Source organism: Streptomyces sp. NPDC079167, assembly GCF_040686735.1.
GTDB lineage: Bacteria > Actinomycetota > Actinomycetes > Streptomycetales > Streptomycetaceae > Streptomyces.
The window spans coordinates 238,132-251,419 of the sequence record NZ_JBFBLO010000003.1 but is presented as its reverse complement, the minus strand read 5'-3'; the positions used below and the strand labels follow the sequence as shown (position 1 = coordinate 251,419).

Here is a 13,288-nt window from a genome sequence, read left to right as displayed (position 1 = left end):
CTCCTCCGTCGAACCGTGATAGACAGACCGGCACTCCGGTCAGGCCGACCCGGTCACGGTCACGTACGTCCGGCCGGCTGTTCGCGGCAAGATCAAGAGAGTGCTTCCGGTTACATGCGGGCAGGGCTCAGAAGTAGGGAGGGGGACCGTGCAGCAATCCGACCCGCCCAGCGACCAGGATCTCCTGGCCCAGCACGTCGCAGGCGACCCTGACGCCTTCGGCGAGCTCGTGCGACGACACCGTGACCGCCTCTGGGCCGTGGCCCTGCGCACACTGGGCGACCGTGAGGAAGCAGCCGACGCCGTGCAGGATGCCCTTGTCTCCGCCTTCCGTGCTGCCCATACCTTCCGTGGCCAGTCCGCCGTGACCACATGGCTGCACCGGATCACCGTGAACGCCTGCCTGGACCGCGCCCGGAAGGCCGCCTCCCGGAAGACCGCGCCGGTCGACGACACCGAGCGGCTCGACCAGCTCATGGAGCCGCACGAATCCGCCGAGGCTCCCGCTGAGCGACAGGACCTGCATCGAGAGCTCCTGGCCGCACTGGCCACCCTGCCCGCCGAGCAGCGGGCCGCGCTCGTCCTTGTGGACATGCAGGCCTACCCCGTCGCCGAGGCCGCCCGCATCCTCGACGTACCGACCGGGACCGTGAAGAGCCGCTGTGCGCGTGGCCGGGCCAGACTCCTCCCCCTGCTGACGCATCTGCGAGCCAACAGAGAGGACGGCAAGGACGTCTCCATGGAAAGGAACCGGACGCAGGGGCCATCCGTCCCACCGGCGTCAGGACCAAGAGACGCAGGCGATGGTGATCCTGCCGGAGTGAAGGGTGGAGGTGGGCTCGCATGACATCCACGGCCGACACGGCTCAGCACCCGGACATCTCCGAGATCTCCGACCTCACCGAAGGTCTCCTCCAGCCGTCCCACGAAGCAGAACTCCGCCGCCACCTCGACGCCTGCGAGGAGTGCGCCGACACCCACACCTCACTGGAAGAGATCCGATCGCTGCTGGGGGAGCGTGAGCCACTTCTTGAGCGCATGCCGGAAGATGTCGCCGACCGCATCGATGCGGCGCTGGCGTCCGAAGCTGCGACCATCGCTCAGGCGCCCACCGCCGAGACTGCTGTTTCACGTGAAACAACAGCTGACGGCAGCGCGGCAGCCCCTCGACCCGCAGGACGCCCGCGTGGAGCCACAGGCCCCGGCCGGAGTCCGGCCCGCCGTCGGCGCCGCACCGTGATCCTCGGCACCGCCTTCGGTGCTGCCGCAGTCGGCATGAGCGTCTTCCTGCTCCAGTCCTTCCAGGTGTCCCAGGACTCGGCCGGCAAGATGGCTGACAGCGGAGTCAGCGCTGCGGACAGCAGTCGGGAGGACTTCTCGGAAGGAACGCTGGAAGGCCGCGTCCATACGCTTCTGAGCGAGTCGGGCGCCTCCGAGGCCGTCGGGGACGCGGGCAAGCCGTCGATGGACACCAAGTCCTCCCCGGGGGATCTGTCCCCCGGTGCCGCGTCCCCCCGTACACCCCTGCGCGCGCCGATCGTGGATGTTCCGCCCTGCGTCCAGCAGGGCACCGGCCGGGACACTCCCCCTCTGGCGGTGGAAGAGGGAAGCTACGAGGGAACGGCCGCCTTCCTCGTCGTGCTGCCCGATGCGGCTGACTCCGCTCGCGTCCAGGCCTACGTCGTCGACGCTGCCTGTGTGGATTCCACGCCTGCGGCAAAGGGGCACCTGCTGCTCACGCACTCCTACGCACGCCCCTGAGGACACTGCCGGGAGCCGGACCGGTATTTCGGGAATGCATGCCCCGTAGGATCCGTTGGGTGGGGTGAGAGTCGTGGAACCGACCCCAGTAGGCAGTAGGCAGTCTGCAGAGACGAGGAAGAACCCGTGAGCGACGTCCGTAATGTGATCATCATCGGCTCTGGGCCGGCTGGTTACACCGCCGCCCTGTACACCGCTCGCGCGTCGCTGAAGCCGCTGGTCTTCGAGGGCGCCGTCACCGCCGGCGGTGCACTGATGAACACCACCGACGTGGAGAACTTCCCGGGTTTCCAGGATGGAATCACGGGCCCTGAGCTCATGGACAACATGCGCGCCCAGGCTGAGCGCTTCGGTGCCGAGCTCATCCCCGACGATGTCGTCTCCGTCGACCTCTCCGGGGACGTCAAGACCGTCACGGACACCGCGGGCACGGTACACCTCGCCAAGGCCGTCATCGTCACCACGGGCTCCCAGCACCGCAAGCTCGGTCTGCCCAACGAGGACGCGCTCTCCGGACGTGGGGTCTCGTGGTGTGCGACCTGCGACGGCTTCTTCTTCAAGGACCAGGACATCGCCGTGGTCGGTGGCGGTGACACCGCCATGGAAGAGGCGACCTTCCTTTCCCGGTTCGCCAAGTCCGTCACGATCGTGCACCGCCGTGACTCCCTGCGCGCCTCCAAGGCCATGCAGGATCGCGCTTTCGCCGACCCGAAGATCAAGTTCGCGTGGAACAGCGAGGTTGCCACGGTCCACGGGGACCAGAAGCTCTCCAGCCTCACCCTGCGCAACACCCAGACCGGTGAGACCTCGGAGCTTCCCGTGACCGGCCTGTTCATCGCTGTCGGCCATGACCCCCGCACGGAGCTCTTCAAGGGTCAGCTCGACCTCGACGACGAGGGCTACCTCAAGGTCGACGCTCCTTCGACGCGCACCAACCTGAAGGGTGTCTTCGGCGCCGGCGACGTCGTCGACCACACGTACCGGCAGGCCATCACGGCAGCCGGTACCGGCTGCTCGGCTGCTCTCGACGCCGAGCGGTTCCTGGCCGCACTCTCCGACGAACAGCCCGCCGAGCCGGAGAAGACCCCGGCAGTCTGACTGATCCCCCGAACCCCACCCCCGCGAAGTTAAGGAGGTCGCCGTGGCCGGCGCCCTGAAGAACGTGACTGACGACTCCTTCGATGAGGACGTCCTGAAGAACGACAAGCCCGTACTGGTGGACTTCTGGGCCGCCTGGTGCGGCCCGTGCCGCCAGATCGCTCCTTCCCTGGAGGCCATCGCGGCTGAGCACGGCGACGAGATCGAAATCGTCAAGCTCAACATCGACGAGAACCCGGCCACCGCGGCGAAGTACGGCGTCATGTCGATCCCCACGCTGAACGTGTACAAGGGTGGCGAGGTCGCCAAGACCATTGTCGGCGCCAAGCCGAAGGCCGCGATTCTCCGCGACCTCGAGGGCTTCATCGTCCAGAAGTAGCGCCTGACTGTTTCACGTGAAACGGGTCCACCCCTCGGGGTGGACCCGTTTTACATGTACGGCCCGTTTCCCCTGCACGGCCCGTTCTGCAGGGCCAGGCCCTCTGCGCACGGATCGGCCACGGTTCGGATCGCCGGGCTCAGAGAGGACGGAGCGCCGGCTCCTTCTGTACTGCGCCCAGCAGCCTGTCCAGCGCCAGCTCGACGTCTTCCTTCCAGGAGAGCGTCGTACGCAGCTCAAGCCTCAGCCGCGGATGCGCAGGGTGAGGACGCACCGTCTTGAAGCCGACCGCGAGCAGGTGATCCGCAGGCAGCACACACGCCGGCTCTTTCCATCGGGCGTCACCGAAGGCCTCGATCGCCTTGAAGCCACGTCGCAGCAAGTCCTTGGCCACTGTTTGCACCATCACGCGCCCCAGCCCTTGTCCCTGGAAACCCGGCACGATCAACGCGGTCATCAGTTGCACGGCGTCGGGGGAGACAGGGCTGGTGGGAAACGCCGTAGAACGGGGAACGTACGCAGGCGGCGCATAGAGAACGAAGCCGGCCGCGACATCGTCCACGTAGACGACCCGTCCGCAGGATCCCCACTCCAGCAGCACTGCGGAAATCCAGGCCTCCTTCTCGAGTTCAGGCCTGCCTGCCTTTACCGCAGCTTCCCCGCTGACCGGATCAAGTTCCCAGAAGACACACGAGCGGCATCGCCTGGGGAGATCCGGAAGGTTGTCCAGTGTGAGCGGTACGAGCCGTCGCCCCATGTAGGCGGTTCCTCACTTCCTCCGCCCGCCGCATCACGTGCGGATGCCAGCGCGCTCCGTTCTCGGAACAAGCTGCCGACGAACCCCCCGACAGCACCAAGCCCCAAACCGACTGTCACCAGGTGGCTGCGATTCACTGATCGCACGGCCCCCGCCTCCTCTGAGGTGGATCACGGTGGTGGATACGCCATACCAGAACGCATCGTATCCACCCAGAGGTGATGGGGATACCGAGAGACGGCAAAGGGCGGGCCGAACTCCGGAGATCTTGCCGGAGCTCGGCCCGCCCTTTGCCGTCCTGCAGGTTCAGGCCTCGTCGGCCTCGGCCTGCCCTTCCTCGATGCTGCGCTCCAGCACTCTTCCCTCGCCGGGAGCGAGGCTGCCGAGAATGCGGTCCAGATCCTCCATCGAGGCGAACTCGACGACGATCTTCCCCTTCTTCTGCCCGAGGTCGACCTTCACCCGCGTCTCGAACCGGTCGGAGAGCCGGGAGGCAAGATCGGTCAGAGCCGGCGAGACCCGGCCTCCGGCCCTGGGCCCCCGAGGCTTCGCGGAACTGGTCGGCTCAGAGCCCAGAAGGTTCACGATCTCCTCGACCGCCCGCACCGACAGTCCCTCGGCCACGATGCGATGCGCCAGCCGGTCCTGCTCCTCGGAGTCGTCCACCGAGAGCAGGGCCCTCGCGTGGCCGGCCGAGAGGACTCCTGCCGCCACCCTGCGTTGCACCGGCGGGGAGAGCCGGAGCAGACGGAGCGTATTCGACACCTGCGGACGGGACCGGCCGATCCGATCCGCCAGCTGATCGTGCGTGCACTTGAAGTCCTGCAGCAGCTGGTCGTACGCCGCCGCCTCCTCCAAGGGATTCAGCTGAGCCCGGTGCAGGTTCTCCAGGAGTGCGTCGAGCAGCAGCTTCTCGTCGTCCGTCGCTCGGACGATGGCCGGGATGCGCTCCAGACCGGCTTCGCCGCACGCCCTCCAACGCCGCTCACCCATGATGAGCTCGAAACGGTCGTCGTCGACCTTGCGTACGACGACGGGCTGGAGGAGACCGACCTCCTTGATAGAGGTGACCAGCTCGGCCAGAGCGTCCTCGTCGAAGACTTCGCGAGGCTGCCTGGGGTTCGGCGTGATCGAAGACAGGGGGATCTCAGCGAAGTACGCCCCGGCTGAATCGGTCTGTTCGGTGGTGGCATCCTGCTCCCCGACGGGAGAACTCGGCTCCGGGACCAACGTGCCGGCAGGGAGCGCCGCCAGTTTCGCGGCAGCCACCCCACGCTCGGCGGTCAGGATGGGCGACGCACCCCCCGCATTCCCAGCGGACGCCGGGCTCGCGACCTGCTTTTCCTGCGGAGCTGCGGGAATCAGTGCACCGAGCCCACGCCCCAGCCCTCTACGACGCTCACTCACTGCATGCCCTCCGAATGGCTCTGCTGACTGTTCTGGACGCCCGTGTGGGCAGGCTCGCCCGTCGGCGCGTGCTGGGCCTCGTAATGCACTCCGACGCCTCTGAGCGCGATCTCACGGGCCGCTTCGAGGTAGGACAGGGATCCGCTGGAGCCCGGATCGTATGTCAGGACGGTCTGCCCGTAGCTGGGCGCCTCCGAGATGCGCACAGAACGCGGGATGCTGGTCCGCAGGACTTCCTTACCGAAGTGGCTGCGCACCTCCTCCGCGACCTGTGAAGCAAGCCGGGTCCTGCCGTCGTACATGGTGAGCAGGATCGTCGAGACGTGGAGATCGGGGTTCAGATGCCCCCGGACCAGGTCGACGTTGCGAAGCAGCTGCCCCAGCCCCTCCAGCGCGTAGTACTCACACTGGATCGGGATGAGCACCTCTGCTCCCGCGACGAGCGCGTTGACTGTCAGCAGTCCGAGCGAGGGGGGGCAGTCGATGAGGATGTAGTCGAGTGGCTGGTCATACGCCTGGATGGCCCGCTGCAGTCGGCTCTCCCGCGCCACCAGCGATACGAGTTCGATCTCCGCACCGGCGAGATCGATGGTCGCCGGCGCACAGAAGAGGCCCTCGACATCCGGGACCGGCTGAACCACATCGGAGAGCGGCATGCTCTCCACCAGTACGTCGTAGATGGAGGGGACTTCCGCGTGATGGTCGATCCCCAGAGCCGTGGAGGCGTTCCCCTGCGGGTCGAGGTCCACCACCAGGACGCGTGCGCCGTGCAGCGCGAGCGAAGCGGCGAGGTTGACCGTCGAGGTCGTCTTCCCCACGCCGCCCTTCTGGTTGGCCACGACCATGACGCGTGTCCGGTCAGGTCGCGGCAGCCCCTCGCCGGCGCGGCCGAGAGCCTCGACCGCCAGCTGGGCCGCACGACCAATGGGCGTGTCGTCCATCGGAGGCGGTGTTTCACGTGAAACACCGTCCCCCAGGGACTCGGTACGGGGACCGGGGACCGGATCGGTCATCGGTCCCGCGATGTTGGCGTCGGACCGCAAGGATTCACTCTCCTCGACTTCAGGCTCGCAATGAACAGAGCCTGCCATGCTTTCGGGGTCGTGAACCAGCGAGGCCGACTCTTCTGTGGATGAATCCGGTTCTGTGGACAACTCGGTAGCCCGTAGGGGCTTGCGGTCGCGCGGCGCGGCGGCCACACGACCGCGACCGATGATTCCCTGCAGCAGAGAGCGACGTTTCACGTGAAACACGATGCCTGTGCGGCACAGCGGCGGGCTCCCGACACTCCGCAGGCTCCACATATCGCTGCTTGCATGGAGCATCTGCGCAAAAAGGCCAGTAGCGCCCTAAAGGCACCAGATCAGACTCACTGAATCGTCGGCCGACCGGCGCTCATCGTCGTCGGCGCGTCCGGCCCACCCGTGCGGCCTTGGCTCGCTTTGCGGCGAACCTCACACCACCGGGGCTCTCCCCGACCACCACACGCACCACCGTGGACGCCGGGTCCACCAGGCCCTCGCCGACCTGTAGCACCTCGGTCTCCACCACTCCGAGCTTGCTCAGAGCAGCCCGGGCCCCCTGGATCTCCTCCTCGGCGGTGCCCCCCTTGAGCGCCAGCATCTCTCCGTAGGGGCGGAGCAGAGGCACCCCCCATCCGGCGAGCCTGTCGAGCGGGGCGACCGCCCGGGCCGTCACCACGTGAACCGGCTGAAGTGTCCCCAGCACCTCCTCGGCCCGGCCGCGGACCACCGTCACATGATCCAGGCCCAGGAGCTCGACGACTTCCTGGAGAAAATTCGTGCGCCGCAGCAGCGGCTCGAGCAGCGTGATCTTGAGATCGGGGCGCACCAATGCGAGCGGGATACCGGGAAGGCCGGCCCCCGAACCCACATCGCACACCGTGACACCCTCGGGCACCACTTCGGAGAGCACCGCACAGTTCAGCAGATGGCGCTCCCACAGGCGTGGCACCTCGCGCGGGCCGATCAGACCGCGCTTGACGCCAGCGTCCGCGAGGAGCTCCGCGTACCTGACAGCCTCTGGGAAGAACTCACCGAATACCGCCTGCGCCTCCTTGGGCGCCTGAGGGAGCTCTGCTTCCTCCGTCACGGGGGACCGTCCTTCCGTACCGCTCTAGCACGCTGACTATCAGGCTGACAAAGATCGGCCCCGCCTGCGAACAGACGGGGCCGACAGTACAAGGAACCGGTCAGGCCGGGAGAACGACGACGAAGCGCTGAGGCTCCTCGCCCTCGGACTCGCTGCGCAGACCCGCGGCCGCGATCGCGTCATGCACGACCTTGCGCTCGAACGGCGTCATCGGCTCGAGCTTCACCGGCTCGCCCGAGCTCTTGACCTCATCCGCGGCCTTGGCACCGAGAGCGGCCAGAACCTCACGCTTCTTGGCACGGAAGCCGCTGATGTCCAGCATCAGCCGACTGCGGTCCCCGGTCTCACGGTGAACGGCCAGGCGCGTCAGCTCCTGGAGTGCCTCCAGCACCTCACCCTCGCGGCCCACAAGCTTCTGCAGGTCACGCGCCGAGTCGCTGATGATCGAGACCGCGGCCCGGTCCGCCTCCACGTCCATGTCGATGTCACCGTCGAGGTCGGCGATGTCGAGCAGGCCTTCGAGGTAGTCAGCCGCGATCTCCCCCTCCTGCTCGAGGCGGGTCAGAGTGTCGCTGCCCTCAGCGGCCGTGGTGGTGGTGCCTTCCGTCACGGATGGACTCCTTCTTACTTCTTGGACGGGTGCTTGGGCCGCTGTGGGCCCTTGCGCTGTCCGGACTTGGCTTGGCGTGAGGAGCCGGACGCGGCGCGCTTGGCCGCCGGCTTCGGCTTGTCGTCCTGCGGTGCGTCCTGCTTCTCCAGCGAGGTCTTGGGTTCCGAGCCCGTGGAGTCGGTCGCCTTGGCCGTACCGGGATGCGTGGCAGCGGTGTGGCGCTTCGCCTTGGTCTGGCGCTTGGGCTGCTGCCGCTTGGGCGCCGCCCCACCCTCGGCCTCGAGAACGGCGGCTTCGCTCTTGGCGACCGTCCCGTCCTCCTGGGCCGCGAGGCCGAGCTTGCCCAGACCGGTGATGAACTTGCGCTCGATGTCGTTGCGGTCGGGGCCCTTGGCGACGATCCGCTTGACGGTGTTACGCCGCGTCCGGCCACGCACCTCACCATGGGCGGTCACGCTCTTCAGCACGCGGTTCAGGTACTGGTCCTGCGCCTTGCTGCCGGGAGTCGGGTTCTGGTTGATCACGTACATCTGCTGACCCATGGTCCAGACGTTGGTGGTCAGCCAGTACACGAGGACACCGACGGGGAAGTTGATGCCCATGACGGCGAAGATGAGCGGGAAGATGTACATCAGCATCTTCTGCTGCTGCATGTACGGGGTCTTCACCGTCAGGTCGACGTTCTTCGTCATCAGCTGGCGCTGGGTGAAGAACTGCGACGCTGACATCATCACGATCATGATCGCGGTCACGACACGGACGTCGGTCAGGGAGGCGCCGAGCGCCTGCACCTTCTCCTCGCTGTCCATGAACTTCGCGGCCAGCGGAGCGCCGAAGATGTGTGCCTGACGGGCGCTGTCCAGCAGCGGCTGGTCGATGACACCGATCGTCTTGCCCGAGGCGATGGCCGAGAGCACGTGATACAGGGCGAAGAAGAACGGGGACTGCGCCAGGATCGGAAGGCACGAGGAGAGCGGGTTGGTACCCGTCTCCTTGTACAGCTTCATCATCTCTTCGGACTGACGCTGTTTGTCGTTCTTGTAGCGCTCCTGGATCGCCTTCATCTTCGGCTGGAGCACCTGCATGTTCCGGGTCGACTTGATCTGCTTGACGAAAAGCGGGATCAGACAGATCCGGATCAGGACCACCAGGGACACGATGGACAGGCCCCAGGCCCACCCCGTGTCATCGCCGAACAACGCACCGTAGATCTTGTGGAACTGGACGATGACCCACGAGACAGGTGTGGTGATAAAGCTGAACAGACTGGCAATCGTGTCCACTAATCAGGCTCCTTGAGCTTTGGGCGAGGTCTCTGTGGCCGGGCTCAGGGGTTCGGAGACCGACCCCCCGGAAGGCACATCGGCGGCGGAGTCCCCGCCCTTGCCGCCACGCACACAGTTGCGCAGCATTTCGTGCCAACGCGGACGTTTGCGTGGCGGTACGTAATCCACGCCGCCGGGTGACCACGGATTGCAACGCAGGATGCGCCATGCGGTCAGCGCTGTTCCCTTGATCGCACCGTGCCGGTCGATCGCCGTATATCCATAGTGGGAACACGACGGGTAGTAGCGGCAGACGGGCCCGAGGAGCGGGCTGATCGTCCACTGGTACAGCTTGATGAGAGCCAGCAACGGGTACTTCATCGCGCACCCCTTCCCAGCAGCCGCTGAAGGGCGGCGTCCAGGTCTCGGGCCAGCTGTGCATGGTCGGCGTCACCCGATCCGGGTAGCGCTCGTACGACAACAAGGCTACCGGGGGGCAGCTGAGCAAGCCGATCGCGGACCAGATGGCGAAGCTTCCGCTTCACCGCGGTGCGAACGACCGCTCCCCCCACTGCTTTGCTGACAACGAAACCCGCACGCGGCGGGGGAACACTCTCCCCTGTCACGTGCGGGTCCGTAACACCGCTGCGTAGGTGCACGACAAGTAGCGGACGCCCGGCTCGGCGTCCTCGTCGTACCGCGGTCGCGAAGTCCTCGCGCCGCCTCAGCCGATTCTCGGTAGGCAGCACGTCATGGACCTGTAAGCGATCAGGCGGACAGGCTGCTGCGGCCCTTGCCACGGCGGTTCGCGAGAATCGCGCGGCCGGCACGGGTACGCATACGCAGCCGGAAGCCATGGGTCTTGGCGCGACGACGGTTGTTCGGCTGGAAGGTGCGCTTGCTCACTCGGGGGCTCCAGAAATGTTTCGTGTGTTGGCGGGACATCGCCTGGCTGTCACCGTGCGCCCACGAGGAACTCGCGTAAACGCCTTAGTGCACCGCTTCACAATCACAGATCGTGATGTTTGCCCATCGGAGGCAGGCGGCAGCAGCCATCGACAACTCGACCTGGTCACGGTACGCGCGGCTACGCCATCCGGTCAAACCGGCCTCGCACCACCCCCTGCTGTACACAGCCTGTGGACAACAACTTGAACCGCGCGGGTCGGCCTGACTACCGTGGCTGAACTCCGGTTCTTTTCCTTCCTGCCTGCCGGGCCTCACCCGACCCGACCCATCCGTCCCGAGAAGCACACATTCGTGGGACATGCGAGAGAGCGTGCCTTGTGGCTGACGTACCTGCCGATCTTGCCGCAGTGTGGCCGCGAGTGCTGGAACAACTCCTCGGGGAGGGCCAGCAGGGCATCGAGCCGAAGGACAAGCAGTGGATCGAGCGCTGCCAGCCCCTGGCACTCGTCGCCGACACCGCACTGCTGGCCGTCCCCAACGAGTGGGGCAAGCGTGTCCTGGAGGGCCGTCTCGCCCCGCTGATCAGCGAGACGCTCACCCGTGAGTGCGGACGGCCGATCCGTATCGCGATCACCGTCGACGATTCCGCGGGCGAGCCCCCCGCTCCGCCGGCGCCCCCGATGCACCAGTCCCACCCAGGACAGCAGTCCCACCGCTACCAGGGACCGCAGCACGACGAGCCCTCGCGCAGCGACGGGTACGACGGCTACGGCCCCAGGTCCTCCGACGACGGCATGCCGACGGCCCGCCCCGCCTACCCTGACTACCAGCAGCACCGTCCCGAGCCCGGCGCCTGGCCCCGGGTCCAGGACGACCTCTCCTGGCAGCCCCGGCACGGCGGCTACCAGGACCGCGACCCGTACGCGAGCCCGCGCCCCCAGCAGCCACAGCACGACTACCGTCCGCAGCCGCCCGAGCACCAGGGTTACGAGCAGCAGCGGGACAGCCGCGACCGCCACGAGCTGCAGGACCAGCACCGCCAGGGCGGCCCCGGGACCGGGAGGGCCGGCGGCGGCCACATGGGCACGCAGTCCGCACCCCCGCCCGGGACCGGCGAGCCGCACGCCCGGCTGAATCCGAAGTACCTCTTCGACACCTTCGTGATCGGGGCGTCCAACCGCTTCGCGCACGCGGCCGCGGTCGCCGTCGCCGAGGCACCCGCGAAGGCGTACAACCCCCTCTTCATCTACGGGGAGTCGGGGCTCGGCAAGACCCATCTCCTGCACGCCATCGGGCATTACGCGCGGAGCCTCTACCCGGGGACCCGGGTGCGGTACGTGAGCTCCGAGGAGTTCACCAACGAATTCATCAACTCGATCCGCGACGGCAAGGGCGACACCTTCCGCAAGCGCTACCGCGACGTGGACATCCTCCTGGTCGACGACATCCAGTTCCTGGCGAGCAAGGAGTCGACGCAGGAGGAGTTCTTCCACACCTTCAACACGCTCCACAACGCCAACAAGCAGATCGTGCTCTCCTCCGACCGGCCGCCCAAGCAGCTGGTGACGCTGGAGGACCGGTTGCGCAACCGGTTCGAGTGGGGCCTCACCACCGATGTGCAGCCGCCGGAGCTGGAGACGCGCATCGCGATCCTCCGTAAGAAGGCGGTGCAGGAGCAGCTCAACGCGCCGCCGGAGGTACTGGAGTTCATCGCGTCCCGCATCTCGCGCAACATCCGCGAGCTGGAGGGCGCGCTGATCCGGGTGACGGCGTTCGCCAGCCTCAACCGGCAGCCTGTGGACCTCGGTCTGACCGAGATCGTGCTCAAGGACCTGATCCCCGGCGGGGAGGACTCGGCGCCCGAGATCACCGCCCCGGCGATCATGGCGGCGACGGCGGACTACTTCGGACTGACGGTGGAGGACCTCTGCGGATCCTCGCGCAGCCGGGTCCTGGTGACGGCACGCCAGATCGCCATGTATCTGTGCCGCGAACTCACGGACCTCTCGCTGCCCAAGATCGGCGCCCAGTTCGGCGGCCGGGACCACACCACGGTGATGCACGCCGACCGGAAGATCCGGGCGCTCATGGCGGAGCGCCGCTCCATCTACAACCAGGTCACCGAGCTCACCAACCGCATCAAGAACGGCTGACGGGCCGGCACCGGCCAGGACAGCACAACAGCGCGCCCCGGGCGCCCCGCGAGGACCTCACGACGTCCTCGCGGGGCGCCCTTCTTCGTCACGGGCTGCTGAGAGCGGGCTCCAGAAACCGGCGTGCGGTGTCCCTGGGGGCGGCCTTCGGGGTCTCCGGCGCGTGCGATCCGGCTCGACTCCATGGCCTCCGGAACGGCTCCGGCCCTCTGAAGTGTTCGAATACAGGCCCCGGACCAGCGCTTCTCCACAGAAGGATGAGGAATCCGGCGTCCACAGCCTGGGGACTGCGAAGTTGTCCATATTGCGTCCACAGGGCCTGCTGTCGATACTCCATCAGGCCAGGTCACATGCCTGGGGATTTGTGGTCAACGATGATCCACAGCCTGTGGACAGAGATTTCGTCCACAGGGCCCCGATGATGTTGTCCACCGGCGGCCCACAGGCACAGCGCGGTTGTCCCCAGCTTCTCCACACCCCTGTCCACTGTTCGGCAACCCGACACCGCCTTTCACTGCCGAGAGTGAAAGGCGTCACACGAGGACCCTCGGTTGAGCTGTGGGGAACGTGGGTAAAGCTGGGGACAGCCCTGGGGAGAAGTGACCCCGCCCTGTGCATCGGGTGTGCAGAACTTTCGCGTGTCCACAGAAACGCCTGGTTGTCCACCGGCGCCACCCACAGGGTCGGTGGACAAAATATGGGGCCTGACCTGCGAAAACGACGTTATCCACGGTTTCCACAGGGCCTACTACTACTACCACTCAGAGTTAGCCAGGAATCCGCTTCGAAGTGGGGCCTGTGCACAACTTGAGTGGCGAGCTCCGCGAACCTCTTGGT

General features: G+C 66.8%; 14 protein-coding genes. 5 read left to right on the top strand and 9 right to left on the bottom strand.

The annotated features are described in order from the left end of the window. Window positions 1-148 precede the first annotated feature (148 nt). The 4 genes from sigM to trxA all read left to right on the top strand — a co-directional run bounded on the left by sigM (window position 149) and on the right by trxA (window position 3,238). Window positions 149-847, top strand: coding sequence for an RNA polymerase sigma factor SigM (gene sigM / locus AB0P41_RS08800; protein WP_356709056.1), 699 nt, complete (start codon window positions 149-151; stop codon window positions 845-847). Further along, on the top strand, window positions 844-1,761 hold the full coding sequence (locus AB0P41_RS08795; RefSeq protein WP_365930998.1) for a hypothetical protein: 918 nt from the start codon (window positions 844-846) through the stop codon (window positions 1,759-1,761). The genes sigM and AB0P41_RS08795 overlap by 4 nt, the downstream gene beginning before the upstream one ends. Window positions 1,762-1,887: 126 nt before the next feature. Then, complete coding sequence (gene trxB / locus AB0P41_RS08790) at window positions 1,888-2,859, top strand: thioredoxin-disulfide reductase (protein WP_365930996.1); 972 nt, start codon at window positions 1,888-1,890, stop codon at window positions 2,857-2,859. 43 nt (window positions 2,860-2,902) lie between these two features. Next, window positions 2,903-3,238 (top strand): thioredoxin, encoded by a 336-nt coding sequence (gene trxA, locus AB0P41_RS08785; protein ID WP_356709062.1) that lies wholly within the window; start codon window positions 2,903-2,905, stop codon window positions 3,236-3,238. A gap of 139 nt (window positions 3,239-3,377) precedes the next feature. On the opposite strand, the gene AB0P41_RS08780 is transcribed toward trxA, so the two are convergent. The 9 genes from AB0P41_RS08780 to rpmH form a co-directional block, all read right to left on the bottom strand. Beyond that, window positions 3,378-3,995: a GNAT family N-acetyltransferase gene (locus AB0P41_RS08780; protein WP_356709064.1), complete on the bottom strand. Its 618-nt coding sequence runs from the start codon at window positions 3,993-3,995 to the stop codon at window positions 3,378-3,380. A 306-nt stretch (window positions 3,996-4,301) separates the two neighbouring features. Next, entirely contained in the window at window positions 4,302-5,402 is a 1,101-nt protein-coding gene (locus AB0P41_RS08775; protein WP_356709066.1) for a ParB/RepB/Spo0J family partition protein, read from the bottom strand. After that, window positions 5,399-6,493: a ParA family protein gene (locus tag AB0P41_RS08770; RefSeq protein ID WP_356709445.1), complete on the bottom strand. Its 1,095-nt coding sequence runs from the start codon at window positions 6,491-6,493 to the stop codon at window positions 5,399-5,401. Before AB0P41_RS08770 ends, AB0P41_RS08775 begins: the two co-directional genes overlap by 4 nt. A 304-nt stretch (window positions 6,494-6,797) precedes the next feature. Continuing rightward, window positions 6,798-7,514, bottom strand: a complete 717-nt coding sequence (rsmG, locus tag AB0P41_RS08765) for a 16S rRNA (guanine(527)-N(7))-methyltransferase RsmG (RefSeq protein ID WP_329230755.1) — start codon at window positions 7,512-7,514, stop codon at window positions 6,798-6,800. 100 nt (window positions 7,515-7,614) lie between these two features. Next, the gene (locus tag AB0P41_RS08760) at window positions 7,615-8,124 is read right to left on the bottom strand and encodes a R3H domain-containing nucleic acid-binding protein (RefSeq protein WP_365930993.1); all 510 of its coding nucleotides are present in this window, start codon (window positions 8,122-8,124) and stop codon (window positions 7,615-7,617) included. A 14-nt stretch (window positions 8,125-8,138) separates the two neighbouring features. Beyond that, window positions 8,139-9,407, bottom strand: a complete 1,269-nt coding sequence (gene yidC, locus AB0P41_RS08755; RefSeq protein WP_365930991.1) for a membrane protein insertase YidC — start codon at window positions 9,405-9,407, stop codon at window positions 8,139-8,141. A gap of 3 nt (window positions 9,408-9,410) precedes the next feature. Next, a complete protein-coding gene (gene yidD / locus AB0P41_RS08750) occupies window positions 9,411-9,770 on the bottom strand; it encodes a membrane protein insertion efficiency factor YidD (RefSeq protein WP_099173275.1) in 360 nt (119 codons plus the stop codon). Then, complete coding sequence (gene rnpA / locus AB0P41_RS08745; protein WP_104787397.1) at window positions 9,767-10,138, bottom strand: ribonuclease P protein component; 372 nt, start codon at window positions 10,136-10,138, stop codon at window positions 9,767-9,769. Before rnpA ends, yidD begins: the two co-directional genes overlap by 4 nt. A gap of 19 nt (window positions 10,139-10,157) precedes the next feature. After that, window positions 10,158-10,295: a 50S ribosomal protein L34 gene (gene rpmH / locus AB0P41_RS08740; protein WP_003967884.1), complete on the bottom strand. Its 138-nt coding sequence runs from the start codon at window positions 10,293-10,295 to the stop codon at window positions 10,158-10,160. 380 nt (window positions 10,296-10,675) lie between these two features. Here rpmH and dnaA point away from each other — a divergent pair, with 380 nt between their 5' ends. Beyond that, window positions 10,676-12,451 carry a chromosomal replication initiator protein DnaA gene (gene dnaA / locus AB0P41_RS08735; protein ID WP_365930987.1) on the top strand — a complete coding sequence of 592 codons (1,776 nt, stop codon included), beginning with the start codon at window positions 10,676-10,678 and terminating at the stop codon, window positions 12,449-12,451. The last annotated feature ends 837 nt before the right edge of the window (window positions 12,452-13,288 follow it).